We start from the raw sequence: 15,849 nt of genomic DNA, 5'->3' as shown, positions 1-15,849 counted from the left end.
GACACTGGGGGCCGTGACGGAGTCGGCGGAGGAGCGTGACGGCTGGCTGTTCGCGACCCTCGCGGCCGTCACCACCGTCACCGCGATCATCAGCAGCCTCGGCGCCCCGCTGGTGCCGAGCATCGCCGAGCGGTACGCCGTACCGATCAGCACGGCGCAGTGGATCCTCACCGCCACCCTGGTCACCGCCGCGGCCGCGACGCCGGTCATCGGCCGGTGGGGCAGCGGCCGACTGCGTCGTCCGGTGATCCTCGGGACGCTGCTCCTGGTGCTCGCCGGCACCGTCCTGTCCGCACTGCCCGTCAGCATCGGTGCCCTGATCGCCGGACGCTCCCTGCAGGGCCTGGGCCTGGCCGTGGCGCCGCTGGCGCTGGCCGTGGCGCGCGACGCCTGGTCGGGTGCGCGCCTCGCCTCGCGGCTCTCGTTGCTGTCGGTCGCGACCGTCGCCGGCGCGGGCCTGGGCTACCCGGTCACCGGGTTCATCGCCGAGCACGGGGGCGTCAGCGGCGCCTACGGGTTCGGCGCGGCCCTGATCGCCGGCACCCTCGTGCTCGCCGTCCGCCACCTGCCCCGCCACGCGGACGGGGCGCCGCAGCGCGTCGACCTGCCGAGCGCCGGGCTGGTCGCGGTGGGGGCGGTCGGCCTGCTCCTCGCCGTCAGCCAGGGCGAGCAGTGGGGCTGGTCGTCCGGCGCGGTCCTCGGCCTGGCCGCGACCGGCGCGGGCCTGCTGGCGGCGTGGGTCGTCCGCTCGCTGCGGGTGGCGCGCCGTGGGGGACAGCCGCTGGTCGACCTGCGGCTGGTGCTGCGCCCGGGCCTGCGCGGCCCGAACGCGGTGGCCTTCGCCCTGGCGACCGGCATGTACGGCCTCCTGACCATCGTGGTGCTGCTCGTGAGCAGCGACGGCAGTCGCGGGTGGGGTCTCGACGCGGGCCCCGGCGCGGCGGGCCTGGTCCTCGTCCCGTACGCCCTGCTCAGTGTGACCGGCAGCCGCGTCGCGCTGCGCGTCGCGCGCCGGTTCGGTCCGCAGTGGCTGCTACCGTTCGGCTCGACGGTGTTCGCCTCGGCGATGGCCCTGCTCGCGGTGCTCCACGACGACCTGGGCCAGGCCCTGCTCGTCATGGCGGTCGGCGGCCTCGGCAGCGGCTTCACCTTCTCCTCACTGCCGATGCTGATCGTGCCGCACGTCCCGCCCGCGGAGACGGGCAGCGCCATGGCCTTCAACCAGCTGTTGCGCTATCTCGGGTTCTCGGTCGGCTCGGCGGCGGGCGTGACACTCCTGGAGGTGTTCGGCGGCGGCGACGCCGCGCTGCGCGCGACCGCACTGACCCTCGCGGCCGTCTGCCTGGCGGCCGGCGTCGGCGCCCTGGCCGGGCGCCGCCGACCCTTGCCACATTCCTAATCATCAATACAATGGAATGACCGTCGCGGCGCCGGAGCCGGGACCCGTGGGTGGAGGTGGCAGATGACCGGGACGATCGTCGTCGGAGTCGACGGCAACGAGCGCGCCGAGCGCGCCGCCGAGACGGCCGCGCGCCTGGCCGCCGCGACCGGCGCGGCCCTGCACGTGGTGTGCGCCTACAGCCGCGAGCAGTCGGCCGAGGTGGAGGCCGGCGGCGAGCGCCTCACCGTCTCGGTCTCCGAGGAGAGCGCCGACATCGCCGCCCGCACCGCCGCGAGGCTCGCCGGCCTCGTCGGCGCCGGCGGCGCGGTGACCTCCGCCGCCGTCCAGGCCCGTCCCGCCGACGCGCTCCTCGCCGAGGCCGAGCGGCTCGACGCCACCCTCGTCGTCGTCGGCAACAGGCGCATGCAGGGCATCGCCCGGGTCCTCGGCAGCGTCCCCGCCGCCGTCGCCCACCACGCGCAGTGCGACGTCTACATCGTCAACACCGCCTGAGCACATCACCGCCCGCGGTCGACGGGTGAGCCCGCGCGCGCTTGGATGGGCGGGTGCTCCTCGACCTGCAGCTGGACGCCAGCCCCGATCGGTCCGTCCTCCGCGCCCGGGAGCTGGCGGCGGCCGGGGCGGCGGGCCTGTTCACCTTCGAGGGACCGCACGACGTCTTCCTCCCCCTCGCCGCGGTGGCCGGCCGGGTCGACGCCGACCTGATGACGAACGTCGCGATCGCGATGCCGCGCTCGCCGATGCACCTGGCCCACACGGCGTGGGACCTCCAGCTGATGTCGGGCGGCCGGTTCCGGCTCGGCCTGGGCTCGCAGATCCGGCCCCACATCGAGAAGAGGTACGGCGCCCGGTGGTCGCCGCCCGCCGCGCGGATGCGCGAGATCGTCGGCGCGGTGCAGGCGATCCTGCACTCCTGGCAGTCCGGCGAGCGACTGGAGTTCCGCGGCGAGCACACCACCCACACCCTGATGCCGCCGACCTTCGTCCCGGGGCCGAACCCGTACGGACCGCCGCCGGTGCTCCTCGGCGCCCTGGGGCCGGTGATGACCCGCACCGCCGCCGAGGTGGCCGACGGGCTCCTGGTCATGCCCTTCCACAGCCGCCGCCACCTCCTCGAGCGCACCCTGCCCGCGGTCGCCGAGGGCCTCTCCCGCTCCGGTCGCGCGGCGGCCGACTTCGCGATCCATCCACAGGCGATCGTCGCGATGGGCCGCACCGACGCCGAGGTGCGCAGCGCCCGCGGCGGCGTCCGCGCGCTGCTCGCGTTCTACGGCTCCACGCCCGCGTACAGGCCGGTGCTGGAGGTCGAGGGCCGCGCCGACCTGCAGCCCGAGCTCAACCGGCTCTCCAAGCTCGGCGACGTCGCCGCCATGGTCGCCCTCGTCGACGACACCCTGCTCGACACCATCGCGGTGGCCGGCACTCCCGAGGAGTGCGCGGCCGAGATCGGGCGCCGCTTCGGCGACGTCACCGGGGTCGACCGGGTGTGCTGCTACTTCCCCGGCTACGACCCGCCGTTGGAGCAGATCGCCGCACTGGCGGCCGGTCTGCGGGAGCTGTAACACGCCGTCCGCCGGACTACCGGTCGGTCGTCCGCAGGAATCGCGGGACTTCCGGCCGGATTCTGCTGACAGGTGGCGACCAGACGGGCGGACGGCGTGTTACAGCGCGGCGCCGCCCACGAGCATCACCGGCTGAACGCGGGCCTCTCCTTGGCGAGGAACGCCCGCACGCCCTCGGTGAAGTCCGGACCGGTGTAGACCTCGCGCAGCAGTGCCTCCTCGCCCTCGATGGATGCCTCGGCCGGGCGGGCCCGGGTGAGCAGCTGGTGCTTGGTGGTCTCGATGGTGGCCCGGGACGCCTGGCCGATGCCGGCCGCGAGCTCGGCGACCTCGGCATCCAGCGCCGCGGCGTCCGGTACGACGGCCGCGAGCGCGCCGACGGCGTACGCGCGGTCCGCGGTGACCAGGCGCGAGGCCAGCAGCATCTCGCGGGTCAGGGACTCCCCGAAGATCGCCTGGCAGCGGTAGAGGACCGTGCCGGAGAGCGCGTTGCCGAGGGTGCGAGCGATCGGATAGCCGAAGCGCGAGGACTCCGTCGCCACCCGGAGGTCGCAGTGGGTCGCGACGGCGAGGCCGCCGCCGACGCAGACGCCGTCGACGGCGGCGATGGTGACCTGCGGGAGCGCCCAGAGGCGCTCGAACATCTCCCGGATCCAGTTCTCGTAGTCGACGGCGTCGGCCTCGACGAAGTCGCTGATCTCGTTGCCCGCGGCGAACGCCTTGCCCCCGGCACCGCGCAGCACGACGACCCGCACCGAGCGGTCCTCCGCCGTCTGCTCCCACAGCGCCCGCAGGCCGGCGTACATGTCCTTGGTGAAGGCGTTGCGACGCTCCGGCCGGTTGAAGGTCACCTCGAGGACGCCGCGGCCGAGGCGGTCGCGGTCGATCAGCAGCTCGTCAGCACTCACGTCCGAGAGGGTAGGAGATTCCGCGATCAGGTGATGCCGTCGCGAGCGTCGTGAGACACGGGTGATGGCAAGGCGGCGGAGCGAAGACGTGCCGGGCCGCCCCTCGAGCGACGCCAACGCCACCAGTGCCCGTGTATCGCGGCGCGCAGCAGGCGTCACCTGGCCGCGGGATCTCCCAGGGCGCGCAGCAGCAGGTCCCGCGCCCGCGTCCGACTGGTGAGGAGGCCCAGCGCGACGCCGACGGTGTTGGCGAGCGCGTCGCGCGGGTCCATCATCCGGTCGTCGGTGAGCGCCCCCTGCGCGAGCTCCAGGCCGGCACCCAGCGCCACGACGAGCACCGCGGCGAGCACCAGCGGACGGCCGGGACGGAAGATCTGGAGGGCGACCGCGGCCAGGCTCGCGTACACCAGCAGATGCTGCCACTTGTCGCCCTGCGGCACGTCGGGCGACGGGGGCGGCGGCGCCAGGGAGAGCACGACGACCACCAGGAGCAGCCCGCTCCACACCGCTGCCCACAACAACGGCCAGCGCAGTGGCTTCACACCGTCACCGCTCGGCGCCGCTCGCTCACGGCGACGGCCGCGACCACACCGGCGATCGCCCCGAACAGGTGTCCCTGCCAGGACACCCCGGTCTGGCCCGGCAGCACGCCCCAGAGCACCCCGCCGTAGATCACCAGCACGCCGAGGCCGATCGCGATCTCGCCCGGCTTGCGGTCCACGAAGCCCTGCACCACGAGGTAGGTCAGCCAGCCGAAGATCAGCCCGGACGCCCCGAGGTGCACCGAGTCGCCGCCGGCGACCAGCCAGACGGCCAGTCCGCCCACGAGCCAGATGATCGCGGTCGCGGCCAGGCCGCGGGCGAGGCCGGTCGCGAGCGTCAGGAAGCCGAGCACCAGCGCCGGCACGGTGTTGGCGACCAGGTGACCCCAGCCGCCGTGCAGCAGCGGCGCGGCCAGGACGCCCAGCAGGCCCTCGCCCGACCGCGGCCGGATCCCCCAGCCGTCGAGCCGGTGGGAGGCGGCGACGTCGATGAGCTCGATCGCCCACAGCAGCGCGACGAAGCAGGCGGCGCCGATCGCGGCGACCTGCCAGCCGGGGCGGTTGCGTACGTCCATGGCGACAGTGTGGCGGGTCAGCGCCAGCGCGCGACCCAGTACTGCACGCCGAACGGCGCGTCGTCGTAGGTCACCTCGGCCTCGTCGAGCGGGGGCAGCACCCCCAGGCAGTCGGTGTCGGCCCACAGCTCGGCGGCGAGGGCGGCGTCGATGCCGGCGAAGGTACGCCGCAGCCCGGCGTCGAACTCCTCGGCGCGCGGGTCGAAGTGGCCGGGGGCCTTCTCGGTGCGCTTGGCCGAGCCGTTGCCCACGACGAGCACGCCGGTCTCGCCGTCCTCGACGACGGCGGCGCCGGCGGCCTCGACCAGCGCGGCGGCGACGCGGCCGCCGCTCGGCCCGGACGCCAGGATCCGCACCCGCGGGCCCAGCCCGCCCACAGCGGCGAGGCAGGCCGCCCGCAGCTCGGCGACCGGGTCCTCCAGCGAGGAGTACGCCGGCAGCAGGGCCGGGACGCCCGGCACCAGGGCGACAGGGAGCGCGCTCACTGGATGCCCCGGATCGCGCGCAGCGGCGGCCGGCGCCCGGCGATCGACCACACCATGTCGACACTCTGTCGGGTCTCGACCACCTGGTGGACCCGGTAGATCCGGGCGCCGGCGAGGGCGCACACGGACGTGGCGGCGAGGGTGCCGAGCAGCCGCTCGCCGACGTCGAGGCCGAGGGTCTCGCCCACGAAGTCCTTGTTGGACAGCGACACCAGCACCGGCCAGCCGGTCGCGACCATCTCCCCCAGGCGCCGTGTGATCTCGAGCGAGTGGAAGGTGTTCTTGCCGAAGTCGTGGGCCGGATCGATCACGATCGACTCCCGCGCGACGCCCGCCTCCAACGCGCGCTCGGCGTAGGCGACGGTGTCGGCGATCGCGGCGGCGACCACCCCGCCCGGCCCGTCGTACTCGATCCGGTAGGGGCGCGTGCGCGGCGTGACGCCGCCGGTGTGGGTGCAGATGATCGCGGCGTCGTACTCCGCGGCGACGTCGACCAGCTCGGGGTCCGCGCCGCCCCACGCGTCGTTGAGGACGTCGGCGCCCGCGGCGCACACGGCCGCACCGACCTCGGCCCGCCAGGTGTCGACCGAGATGACGAGGTCCGGGTAGGTCTCACGGACACGGGCGACGAAGTCGACGACCCGGTCCTTCTCCTCGGCCGCCGAGATCTCGACGCCCGGCGCGGCCTTGATGCCGCCGATGTCGACGATCTCCGCGCCCTGCGCGACCACCGCGGCGACCCGCTCGAACGCCGCGTCCTCGGCCCAGGTCGCGCCCTTGTCGAAGAACGAGTCCGGGGTCCGGTTGACGATCGCCATCATCAGCGCCTCGTCGTCGCCGAACGCCTGTCGTCCGAGCCTCACAGGTATGCCTCCGCTGCCGGTCGCTCGAGGGTCGGCACGACGCGCTCCACCGGCTCGAGCCCGCGCAGGTACTGTCGCAGCACCGCCTGGGTCGCCACGCAACGACCGGAATCGTCGCCATCGACCGCTGCGGACGACGAATCCGGTAGTGGAACCGCGACACCGGCCCGGGCCAGCGCCGCGGCGAGGATCTGGGTCGCCATGCCGCCGAGGTCGCGCAGCGCCTGGTGTCGATGGGCTCGCACGCCGAGGTCGACCTGGGCGATCCCCTCGGCACCCGCGGCCCGCACGGTGTCGACGAGCGCGGCCAGCTCGACGGCGTACCCGGTGGGGACCGGGAGCCCCGCGAACCAGGTACGGCGCACCGCCCACTCCCCCGCGAGCGGCTGGACCAGCCCGCCCAGCTCGGGGAAGAGCAGCGCGATCAGCGGCCGCGCGACCAGCTCGGTGACCCGGCCGCCCTCGAGCGGGCCGTCGGCGCCGGGTCGGTCGTAGAAGCCCTTGACCAGCTGGACCTCGGGGTGGTGCAGCAGCGGGCCGAGCAGGCCGGGCACGAAGTGGGTGTCCCAGTCGTGCAGGTCGGCGTCCATGAACACCACCAGGTCGCCGGTGGTGACGAACAGCGACTTCCACATCGCCTCGCCCTTGCCGGGGTGGGTGCCGAGGTCGGGGCGGATCTCGGCACAACGGTGCACCCGCGCCCCGGCGGACTCCGCGACGGCGTAGGTGTCGTCGACGGAATCGCTGTCGATCACCACGACCTCGTCGACGAGCGACACCGTGTCCATCAGCGCCTCACGGACGCGCGCCACGACCGCACCGACGGTGGCCGCCTCGTTGCGCGCGGGCACGACGAGGCTGACCCGCTGACCGGTGCTCTCCTTGCGCCCCAGCAGCCCCTCGAGGGCCCAGTCGTCCCAGTGGCCCGCCCGGATCCCCATGCCGGTCAACCTACCCCTCGCATTCACCTCGCCGTTCGGCTCCCCAACCCACGCACCCGGTGTTACCGTCAAGGGGTCTCGGGAATTGTGGGTGCTCCCTCCCCCCTGGAGTTGGTCATGTCGTTCCGCCGCTTCCGACGCAAGGTGCGATGCGTGCTCAAACACGGGCCGCGTGGATGTCCGCACATCGAACGCCACACGCGCCGCCCCAAGAGACCGGCGGCGGAGCCCATCCCGGGACCGGCGCGGATGCCGGCAGCGCCGATGTCGATGCCGCCGCTCGGCAAGCACTCGCGCGACTGACGCGTGGGCCGGCTCAGCCGGCGAGGAACGCGCGGATCGCGCTCGCCAGGGCGCGCGCGTACCGCTGGCGGCCCGAGGCGCGCTCCATCACCGCGGCGTCGCCGGGGTCGCGCATGTTGCCGAGCTCGGCCATCACGACGGGGACGTCGGAGTGGTTGAGCGTGCCGAGGTCGGTGCGGACGTCGATCCCGTCCTCGCCGAGGTACGTCGACGGCGCGAACCCGGCCTCGACCAGCGCGTCACGCAGGGCGACGGCGAGCCGCTCGGAGGGGACGAGCACGTCGTCGGTCCAGCCGTCGCGCCGGCCGGGCCGGATCACGTGGAAGCCGTGCGCCGACGACGACCGGTTGCCGTCGGCGTGGATGCTCACCCGGGCGTCGGCGGTCGGGCCGGGCCCGCCGGGATTCCCGATCCGGCCCCGTTCGTCGATGCACGGCCCCCAGGCGTCCGCGGTGTTGTCGTCGCGGGTCAGCACCACGCGGGCCCCGAGCCGCCGCAGCCGCTTGCGGAGCTCGACGGCCACCTCCCAGGTGAAGGTGGCCTCCGGGTAGCCGTCGTCGCTCGCCGTGCCGGTCGTGTTGCACGCTTTGGCGAACCCGCCCGCGTCGACCCGGCGGTTGATCTCGCTCGGGAACCGGGCGTTCCCGAGCTGGTGGCCGGGGTCCAGGACGACGACCCGGCCGGCCAGCGGCTTCGGCGGCTTCGGCGGCTTCGGCGGCTTCGGCGGCTTCGGCGGCTTCGGCGGCAACGTGGCGACCGAGGACTCAGGAGCGGGCGAGCCGGCGCCCGGCGTACTCGCGCCCGGGCCGGCGGGGCCCGCACAGCCCGCCGCCAGGACGGCGCCGGCCAGCAGGCCGGCGAGCGGGGCCCGACGCGCGGCGACGCTGGTCACGCGTACCCCAGCACGTCCTTCCGCTTCTCACCCCAGGCGAGCGCGGAGGCGATCGCCTCGTCGAGCGAGAGCTCGGTGCGCCAGCCCAGGAGCTCCGCGGCCTTGTCGGCGTTGGCGTAGGCACCGGCCGCGTCGCCCGGCCGGGCCGGCGCCTCGACGACCGGGATCGGCCGGCCGACCACGCGCTCGACGGCGGCCAGCAGCTCGCGGACGGTGACCCCGTCGCCGGCGCCGAGGTTGAGGTAGGTGGACGGTGTGCCGACCTGCTCCAGGACCCGGTCGAACTCCTCGACCGCGCGTACGTGTGCGCGGGCCAGGTCCCACACGTGGATGTAGTCGCGGATGCCCGTGCCGTCGCGGGTCGGGTGGTCGGTGCCGGTGAGGGTGAAGCTCTCCCGGAAGCCGAGCGCGGTCTGCGCCATCAGGGGTACGACGTGGGTCGCGTCGCGCAGGTGGTAGCCGGTGGTGAGGTCGGGGTCGGCGCCGATGGGGTTGAAGTAGCGCAGGATGATCGCCCGCAGGTCGGTGGCCCGGGCCAGGTCCTCGAGGACTTGCTCCATCATCCGCTTCGTCCGGGCGTACGGCGAGGTCGGGTCGACCGGATCCTCCTCGGTGACCTCGAACGCCGGGGTGAGGGCGTAGAGCGACGCCGTGGAGGAGAAGAGGATCCGCGGCTTGCCCAGCTCGGTCAGCGCGTCGAACATCTCCAGCGACTTGGCCACGTTGTCGCGGTAGTAGCCGTAGGGCTGCTCCACCGACTCCGGTACGACGATCCGCGCCGCCATGTGCACGGTGACCTCGAGGTCGGGGTGCTCGGCGACGATCCGGGCCAGCAGCGCCCGGTCGGCGATGTCGCCCTCGTAGAAGATCCGGTCACCGACGTAGGCCCGGGGGCCGCTCAGCAGCGAGTCGAGGATGACCGGCGTGTGCCCGGCCTGCTCCAGCGCCTTGGCCGTGATCGACCCGAGATAACCGGCGCCGCCCGTCACGAGAACCTTCATGCGTCGACCCTACGTCCCGCCGACCCGGCGCATCTGAACGCCCCACGACCGCCGACCCGGCGCGTTTGAACGCGCCGGGTCGATCAACGGCGGCGCAGGCCGGCGAGCGCCGGGCGCACGTCGGCGAGGTAGACCAGCGCGGCGACGAGCAGGGCCAGGTTGATGATCGAGAGGTTGATCGGCACCACCTGGAGCAGCACGCCCACGCCGAGGATCGCGGTCCAGGTCGGCTTGGTGAGCTTGTCGGCGGCGACGTACGACTCCCCGGAGTAGAGCAGCGAGCTGACGAACGCGAAGATCTTGATGACGAGCAGCGCAAAGGCGATGCCGACATTGATCCAGCCCTCGACGTCGCCCAACGCCCACACGAACCCACCGCTCATGGGGCGATCGTAGTTGGCCCGCGGTCGCGCACGGGACGCAGTTCGGCCCCGAGGCGGACGCCTCGGGGCCGAAGGGGTGGGAGCGCCGGGCTCAGCTGTCGGCCGGGGCCTTCGCGGCCGGGGCCTTCTTCGCCGCCGGGGCCTTCTTCGCGGCGGCCTTCTTGGCCGGCGCCTTCTTCGCGGCGGCCTTCTTGGCGGGCGCCTTCTTGGCGGCCGGGGCCTTCGCGACCGGGGCGGCGGGAGCGGCGGCCGGGGTGGGAGCGGCGGCGACCGGGGCCTTCGGGGCCTCGCCGGTGCGCAGCTTGACCACGACACCCTCGCCGCGCCTGGCGAGGTCGGCGTACAGCGCCGTGGCGGTGGCGACGTTCTCGTCGTACGCGCCCTTGACCGAGCTCTGCACCTTGGCCGGGAACGCCTTGGCGTCGGCCTGGATGCCGGCGATGCGGGCCTCGGCCTGGGTGCGGCGCTCGGAGAGGCTGGCGACGGCCTTGGTCTGCAGGCGCTTGCGCTCGGGCAGCTCGAAGCCCTTCACGGTGCCGGTGACCGTGCTCTGCACGTCGGCGACACGAGCGGCGACGTCCTTCTGCACGTCGGTGACATAGGAGTTCACCCGAGCCTGCACGTCGGCGACGTAGCTGCGGACCTTCTCGACGGCGAGGTCGGTCGCGCCGACGCCGGCGTAGAGCGGCTTCGCGGCGGCCGCGGGGAGCTCGGGGAGGTCCACGCGGGGAAGGTCGACCTTGGGCAGGTCGAGGGTCGGGATCTCGATCTTCGGGAGCTCGAGCTTCGGCATGGTCAGTTCACCCTTCGTTGGCGACGGGGTCGGATTCCGTCTCGGTGTTGGTTGGCGCGTCCTCCTGCGCGGCGGCGGCCGGTGCGGGGCCCTCCGGGTCGGCCGCGTTCAGCGCGAGGAACGATGCGTAGACATCGAGGAGCGACTGCTTCTGTCGCTCGGTGAGGCCGGTGTCGCTCACGATGGCGAGCTCGACCGATCCCCCCACGCCGTCATCGGGGCTGAGGATCCCGGCCCTGATGTAGAGCTGCTCCGCGGAGATCCGCAGCGCCTTGGCGATCTGCTGCAGGACCTCGGCCGACGGCTTGCGGAGCCCGCGCTCGATCTGGCTGAGGTACGGGTTGGAGACGCCCGCCTGATCGGCGAGCTGCCGCAGGGAGAGACGGGCGGACACCCGCTGCTCCTTGAGGTAGTCGCCCAGCGACCCGACGGTCTTTCCCACCTTGCCCTTGGCCATGGACACCATGGTGCTAGCAACAGTTAGCAAAGAGCAAGCACCCGGAACGTGAACTCGTTCACAAGCGGTTCCGGGTGCCAGGTGTCCGCCTGCACTGTTCAAAGGGGATCAACTCACTCGACTCTGTACGATCACCCGTGTGCCACCCCCGCCCCTGCCCCAGCACTGCCCGACGCAGCGCGAGCTCGACGACCTCGAGCTGCTGACGTCGGGAGCGGCCGCCCCGATCCGCGGGTTCAACGAGCCGGGCAGTCCCCTCACGCTCTCCCTGCCCGACGACCTCTCCCTGCACCTCGACGAGGGCAACGAGATCGAGTTGGTCGACCCCGAGGGCCTCCCCCTCGCGCGGGTCTCCAGCGTGCTGCGCGGCCTGGCCGTGACCCCGCTGACCCACGCGCAGTTCGGGCCCTTCCGCCGCCTGTACCTCTCGCCCGCCTCCGTGCGCGAGCAGTACGCCGGACGCACCTTCGTCCCCGTCACCGACCTGATGACCGACGTCCAGGTCGAGCAGCTGCGCGGACTCGGCCCCGTCGTCCTGGTCGCCCTGGTCGGCGCCGGTACCCCTGCGGTCAGCCCGGTCGGCCTGCTCCGCGCGACCCAGCGGGTCGCGGCGACCATCAACGCCGACGTCGTGGCCGTCCCGCTCGCCGACCACGCCTCGCTGGCCGACCCCGCGCTGCGCATCTCGGTGCTGACGTCGTACGCCGACACCGATCCCGTCGTCGAGCTGGCCTACGGCGGCCACCTGCTGCCGGCACTGGCCGACATCGCCGCCGCCGAGCGCCCGCGCCGCGACGAGCAGGGCCTGGTCCTGTTCTTCACCGGCCTGTCCGGTAGCGGCAAGTCCACACTCGCGCGGGCCCTGATGGACCGGCTGCTCGAGCACGGCGGCCGCAGTCTCACCAGCCTCGACGGCGACGTGGTCCGCCGCAACCTGTCGGCCGGGCTCACCTTCTCCAAGGAGGACCGGGAGACCAACATCCGCCGGATCGGCTGGGTCGCCGCCGAGATCGCCCGGCACGGCGGCCTCGCCGTCTGCAGCCCGATCGCCCCGTTCGACGAGACCCGCCAGCAGGTGCGGGCGATGGTCGACCAGGCCGGCGGCGCCTTCTTCCTCGTCCACGTCGCGACGCCGCTGGAGGAGTGCGAGCGGCGCGACCGCAAGGGCCTGTACGCCAAGGCGCGGCGGGGCGAGATCCCCGAGTTCACCGGCATCTCCTCCCCCTACGAGGAGCCGGCCGACGCCGACGTCCGGGTCGACACGACCGGCCGCTCGATCGAGGACACCCTCGAGGACGTCGTGCTCGCCCTGCGCTCCGCCGGGTACGCCGACCTGACCGTGCCCGCGACCCCACGGCCGGCCCCACCGGATTCCCCGCCGGAGTCCCCGGCGGCCGGGCCCTCGCCCGGGGCGCTGCCGCCGGTCGACCCGGAGGAGGTCGCCCAGCGCTCGGTCCGGGGCCCCGACGCCGAACCGGCGCCCGGCCCCACCGGCGCCCGCACCGCGACGTCCGGGGCGCGGCCGCTGCGCGTGCTCTTCGTCTGCACCGCGAACATCTGCCGCTCGGCGTACATGGAGCTCCGCTCGCGGTCCCTGTCGGGGCCGGGCGGCGGGATCGAGTTCGCCAGCGCCGGCACCCACGGCTTCAACGCCCATCCCGTCGACCGCACGATGGCCGAGGTGCTCGCCGAGCGCGGTGTCGGCAACGACCTCCTCGGCGGCTTCGCCAGCCGCCCGCTCACCGACGACCTGATCGCCGCGGCCGACCTGGTCCTGACGGCCGAGGCGGCGCACCGACAGTTCGTGCTCGAGGAGGTGCCGGGCGCGTTCCGCAAGGCGTTCACGCTGGGCCAGTTCGCCGAGTCGGTCGACCGCGTCGACCCACACCTGCACGGCGCCGAGCTGGTGACCGCCGTCGGGCACCGCCGCGCGGGCACGGCCGACCACCACGAGATCCGCGATCCCTACCGCCGCGGCAAGGCCGCGGCCGAGGTGTCGGCCGACCAGATCGATGCGCTCCTCCAGGCGGTGCTGCGCCGCCTGGCCCGGCCCGAGCCGACGGACGCGCCGTAGTGGACGTCCTGACGCTGACCGCGCTCTCCATCGCGGCCGCCGGTTTCCTCGTCGGCGTCGTGGTCGGCCTGACCGGCATGGGCGGCGGCGCGCTGATGACGCCGGCCCTGATCTTCCTCGGCGTGGGCCACACCGCGTCGATCGTGACCGCCGACCTGACCGCCGCGGCGGTCTACAAGACCGGTGGCGCGATCACGCACGCCCGGGAGGGCTCGCCCAACCTGCGACTCGCCGGCTGGCTGATCCTCGGGTCGGTCCCGATGGCGTTCGTCGGGCCCTATCTCGTCAAGGCGCTGACCGACGACCCGGCCCACCTCGAGGACACCCTCAAGCTGTGCATCGGGATCGCGCTGCTGTTCGCGGCCTCGACCTACGCCCTGCGGCTCTACATCAACCTCAAGCGGGTACGACGCGGCGGCGCGCTGCCCGACGACAACCCACGGATCCGGCCGGTCCCGACCCTGCTGGTCGGCATGCTCGGCGGGCTCCTCGTCGGCGTGACCAGCGTCGGCTCCGGCTCGGTCATCATGATCGCGCTGCTCATGCTCTATCCCGGTCTGTCCGCGGTCCGGCTGGTCGGCACCGACCTGGTGCAGGCGGTGCCGCTGGTGCTCAGCGCGGCGCTGGCCAATATCGCCATCCACGGCCTCGACTGGGAGCTGGTGATCCCGCTGGTCGTCGGCTCGGTGCCCGGCACCCTGATCGGCTCCCGGCTCGCGCCCCGCGTGCCCCAGTCGTTCATCCGCCGGGGCATCGTGATCGTGCTGACGATGTCGGGGGTGGCGCTGCTGTTCAAGGCCGGGCTGCACCCCTTCGGCGAGGGGCACGAGACGCTGGAGGCGATGCTGGTCGCCGCGATCGGCGTGGCGATGCTGGTGCTGGTCCCCTTCGTGTGGGGGCTGCTGCGCAAGCGCCTCGGGCTGCCGATGTTCGGTGCCCCCACCGTCGCCGAGATCGAGTCCTTCGGCAGCCGGGAGCGCAAGCGCGCCCGGACCTGAGCGCCGGACCTGAGCGCTGGACCGGGTCAGCCGACGGGGCGGAACTCCGGGGACTCCTCGCCCCGGAACGGCGCGTCGTCGGCGGCCGCGCGGCCGACCCCGAAGGTGAACGCGGCTGCGGCCGCGACCCACATCGCTCCCGCGACTCCGATCAGCATCTCCATGGTGGTCCCCCTCCTGCTGAAACCACGGTACCCGCCCGGACCCACCGGATCCGTCCCCTGAACGGGGTAAGACCGGGTAGTCCCTTCGGGCCACCGGACCGACCGGCCGGTCAGCCCGCTCTGGCCTCGGCGGGTGAGGGTCAGGGGCGGCCGAGCGCCCGGTAGGTCCACCCCGCCGCGCGCCACCGCGCGGGCTCCAGGCAGTTCCGGCCGTCGATCATGCGGGGCACGGCAACCAGCCGCTTGAGGTCGGCCGGATCGAGCTCAACGTACTCCGGCCACTCCGTGAGCAGGAGCACCGCCTCACTCTCGGCGACGGCCTCCTCCACCGTGGAGGCGAACTCGAGGTCTGGCCACTTCTTGCGCGCGTTGTCGATCGCACGGGGGTCGGTGACCAGCACCCGAGCCCCCTGGAGCTGCATCTGCGCCGCCACGCTCAGGGCGGGACTGTCACGGATGTCGTCGCTGTCCGGCTTGAAGGCGGACCCGAGTACCGCCAGGCGGCGACCGACGATCGATCCGCCGCACACCTCGCGGGCGAGATCCACCATCCGCACCCGGCGGCGCATGTTGATCGAGTCGACCTCGCGGAGGAAGGTCAGAGCCTGGTCGACGCCGAGCTCACCGGCGCGGGCCATGAAGGCCCGGATGTCCTTCGGCAGACAGCCACCGCCGAAGCCCAGGCCCGCGTTGAGGAACTTGCGACCGATCCTGTCGTCGTAGCCGATCGCGTCCGCCAGTTGCGTCACGTCGGCCCCGGTGGCCTCGCAGAGCTCGGCCATGGCGTTCACGAACGAGATCTTGGTCGCGAGGAACGAGTTGGCGGCCACCTTGACCAGTTGCGCGGTCGCGAGGTCCGTCTCCAGTTTCGGCACGCCGTCGGACAGTGCCACCGCGTAGACCTCGTCCAGCTTCGCCGCCGCATCCCGCCCCTGAGGGCCGTCGACATAGCCGTAGACGAACCGGTCCGGGCTCAAGGTGTCCTGGACGGCGTGGCCCTCGCGGAGGAACTCCGGATTCCACAACAACTCGGCTTCCGGCTCGACGGCCGTGATCCGCGCCAGCAACCGCTCCGCCGTCCCGACCGGCACCGTCGACTTGCCCACGATCACGTCACCTGGCTTGACCACGGCGAGGATGCTCTCGATCACCGCGTTCAGATGACTCAGGTCCGCCCCGTACTCGCCCTTCTTCTGTGGCGTGTTGACACACACGAAGTGGACCGTCGCGGGCGAGGCGTCGCCCGGGTCGACGCTGAACCTCAGCCGCCCTCCGGCGACGCCTTCCGCGAGCAGGCCGGGGAGGTCCGGCTCGAAGAAAGGAGCCTCACCACGGCTCAGGGCCCGGACCTGCTCGGGCACGATGTCGATTCCGACCACCTCGTGGCCGAGCGAGGCCATGCATGCCGCGTGCACGGCTCCCAGGTAGCCGCATCCGAAGACGGAGATCTTCATGGCACGAGTTCTACGGGCCACGACACACGGCGCCGTCACCGTGAGTCGACGG

18 protein-coding genes are annotated in these 15,849 nt (G+C 73.3%); 5 read left to right on the top strand and 13 right to left on the bottom strand.

Going from position 1 to position 15,849, the window contains the following annotated elements; all coding sequences use genetic code 11:
- The first annotated feature begins 13 nt into the window (after positions 1-13).
- From QJ852_04805 to QJ852_04795, 3 genes are all read left to right on the top strand, one after another.
- Complete coding sequence (locus QJ852_04805; protein ID WGX97756.1) at positions 14-1,399, top strand: MFS transporter; 1,386 nt, start codon at positions 14-16, stop codon at positions 1,397-1,399.
- Between the two features lie 63 nt (positions 1,400-1,462).
- A complete protein-coding gene (locus QJ852_04800) occupies positions 1,463-1,894 on the top strand; it encodes a universal stress protein (GenBank protein WGX97755.1) in 432 nt (143 codons plus the stop codon).
- A 53-nt stretch (positions 1,895-1,947) separates the two neighbouring features.
- A complete protein-coding gene (locus QJ852_04795) occupies positions 1,948-2,964 on the top strand; it encodes a TIGR03617 family F420-dependent LLM class oxidoreductase (protein WGX97754.1) in 1,017 nt (338 codons plus the stop codon).
- A gap of 125 nt (positions 2,965-3,089) precedes the next feature.
- Here the strand turns inward: QJ852_04795 and QJ852_04790 are convergent, their stop codons facing one another.
- From QJ852_04790 to QJ852_04740, 11 genes are all read right to left on the bottom strand, one after another.
- The gene (locus QJ852_04790) at positions 3,090-3,872 is read right to left on the bottom strand and encodes an enoyl-CoA hydratase-related protein (GenBank protein ID WGX97753.1); all 783 of its coding nucleotides are present in this window, start codon (positions 3,870-3,872) and stop codon (positions 3,090-3,092) included.
- Positions 3,873-4,027: 155 nt separating this feature from the next.
- Positions 4,028-4,414 (bottom strand): hypothetical protein, encoded by a 387-nt coding sequence (locus QJ852_04785; GenBank protein ID WGX97752.1) that lies wholly within the window; start codon positions 4,412-4,414, stop codon positions 4,028-4,030.
- A complete protein-coding gene (locus QJ852_04780; GenBank protein WGX97751.1) occupies positions 4,411-4,989 on the bottom strand; it encodes a rhomboid family intramembrane serine protease in 579 nt (192 codons plus the stop codon). Before QJ852_04780 ends, QJ852_04785 begins: the two co-directional genes overlap by 4 nt.
- 17 nt (positions 4,990-5,006) lie before the next feature.
- A complete protein-coding gene (locus QJ852_04775; protein ID WGX97750.1) occupies positions 5,007-5,474 on the bottom strand; it encodes a hypothetical protein in 468 nt (155 codons plus the stop codon).
- Positions 5,471-6,343: a dihydropteroate synthase gene (gene folP, locus QJ852_04770; GenBank protein WGX99531.1), complete on the bottom strand. Its 873-nt coding sequence runs from the start codon at positions 6,341-6,343 to the stop codon at positions 5,471-5,473. The genes QJ852_04775 and folP overlap by 4 nt, the downstream gene beginning before the upstream one ends.
- Entirely contained in the window at positions 6,334-7,278 is a 945-nt protein-coding gene (locus tag QJ852_04765; GenBank protein ID WGX97749.1) for a glucosyl-3-phosphoglycerate synthase, read from the bottom strand. Before QJ852_04765 ends, folP begins: the two co-directional genes overlap by 10 nt.
- A 316-nt stretch (positions 7,279-7,594) precedes the next feature.
- On the bottom strand, positions 7,595-8,473 hold the full coding sequence (locus QJ852_04760) for an N-acetylmuramoyl-L-alanine amidase (GenBank protein ID WGX97748.1): 879 nt from the start codon (positions 8,471-8,473) through the stop codon (positions 7,595-7,597).
- Entirely contained in the window at positions 8,470-9,474 is a 1,005-nt protein-coding gene (galE, locus tag QJ852_04755) for a UDP-glucose 4-epimerase GalE (protein WGX97747.1), read from the bottom strand. Before galE ends, QJ852_04760 begins: the two co-directional genes overlap by 4 nt.
- An 83-nt stretch (positions 9,475-9,557) precedes the next feature.
- Complete coding sequence (locus QJ852_04750; protein WGX97746.1) at positions 9,558-9,857, bottom strand: DUF2516 family protein; 300 nt, start codon at positions 9,855-9,857, stop codon at positions 9,558-9,560.
- A 91-nt stretch (positions 9,858-9,948) separates the two neighbouring features.
- A complete protein-coding gene (locus QJ852_04745) occupies positions 9,949-10,650 on the bottom strand; it encodes a hypothetical protein (protein ID WGX97745.1) in 702 nt (233 codons plus the stop codon).
- A gap of 7 nt (positions 10,651-10,657) precedes the next feature.
- Entirely contained in the window at positions 10,658-11,107 is a 450-nt protein-coding gene (locus QJ852_04740; GenBank protein ID WGX97744.1) for a helix-turn-helix transcriptional regulator, read from the bottom strand.
- A gap of 139 nt (positions 11,108-11,246) precedes the next feature.
- On the opposite strand from QJ852_04740, the gene cysC reads away from it, so the two are divergent.
- Both cysC and QJ852_04730 read left to right on the top strand, forming a co-directional pair.
- Entirely contained in the window at positions 11,247-13,181 is a 1,935-nt protein-coding gene (gene cysC / locus QJ852_04735; GenBank protein WGX97743.1) for an adenylyl-sulfate kinase, read from the top strand.
- Positions 13,181-14,179 carry a sulfite exporter TauE/SafE family protein gene (locus tag QJ852_04730; GenBank protein WGX97742.1) on the top strand — a complete coding sequence of 333 codons (999 nt, stop codon included), beginning with the start codon at positions 13,181-13,183 and terminating at the stop codon, positions 14,177-14,179. The genes cysC and QJ852_04730 overlap by 1 nt, the downstream gene beginning before the upstream one ends.
- A gap of 26 nt (positions 14,180-14,205) precedes the next feature.
- Here QJ852_04730 and QJ852_04725 read toward each other — a convergent pair whose 3' ends face one another.
- On the bottom strand, positions 14,206-14,343 hold the full coding sequence (locus tag QJ852_04725; GenBank protein WGX97741.1) for a hypothetical protein: 138 nt from the start codon (positions 14,341-14,343) through the stop codon (positions 14,206-14,208).
- A gap of 140 nt (positions 14,344-14,483) precedes the next feature.
- The gene (locus QJ852_04720; protein WGX99530.1) at positions 14,484-15,797 is read right to left on the bottom strand and encodes a UDP-glucose/GDP-mannose dehydrogenase family protein; all 1,314 of its coding nucleotides are present in this window, start codon (positions 15,795-15,797) and stop codon (positions 14,484-14,486) included.
- Positions 15,798-15,849 lie beyond the last annotated feature (52 nt).

Origin of the sequence: Nocardioides sp. L-11A (assembly GCA_029961745.1) — a bacterium.
Lineage (GTDB): Bacteria > Actinomycetota > Actinomycetes > Propionibacteriales > Nocardioidaceae > Nocardioides.
The sequence above is the reverse complement of the archived record's forward strand: the minus strand, read 5'-3'. Positions and strand labels throughout refer to the sequence as shown.

Bases quoted from the DNA above. Each gene is read 5' to 3' on its own strand.
- QJ852_04800 (WGX97755.1), top strand. From the start codon at position 1,463: ATGACCGGGACGATCGTCGTCGGAGTCGACGGCAACGAGCGCGCCGAG.
- QJ852_04780 (WGX97751.1), bottom strand. From the start codon at position 4,989: ATGGACGTACGCAACCGCCCCGGCTGGCAGGTCGCCGCGATCGGCGCC.
- QJ852_04765 (WGX97749.1), bottom strand. From the start codon at position 7,278: ATGGGGATCCGGGCGGGCCACTGGGACGACTGGGCCCTCGAGGGGCTG.
- galE (WGX97747.1), bottom strand. From the start codon at position 9,474: ATGAAGGTTCTCGTGACGGGCGGCGCCGGTTATCTCGGGTCGATCACG.
- QJ852_04750 (WGX97746.1), bottom strand. From the start codon at position 9,857: ATGAGCGGTGGGTTCGTGTGGGCGTTGGGCGACGTCGAGGGCTGGATC.
- QJ852_04745 (WGX97745.1), bottom strand. From the start codon at position 10,650: ATGCCGAAGCTCGAGCTCCCGAAGATCGAGATCCCGACCCTCGACCTG.
- QJ852_04740 (WGX97744.1), bottom strand. From the start codon at position 11,107: ATGGCCAAGGGCAAGGTGGGAAAGACCGTCGGGTCGCTGGGCGACTAC.
- QJ852_04725 (WGX97741.1), bottom strand. From the start codon at position 14,343: ATGGAGATGCTGATCGGAGTCGCGGGAGCGATGTGGGTCGCGGCCGCA.
- QJ852_04720 (WGX99530.1), bottom strand. From the start codon at position 15,797: ATGAAGATCTCCGTCTTCGGATGCGGCTACCTGGGAGCCGTGCACGCG.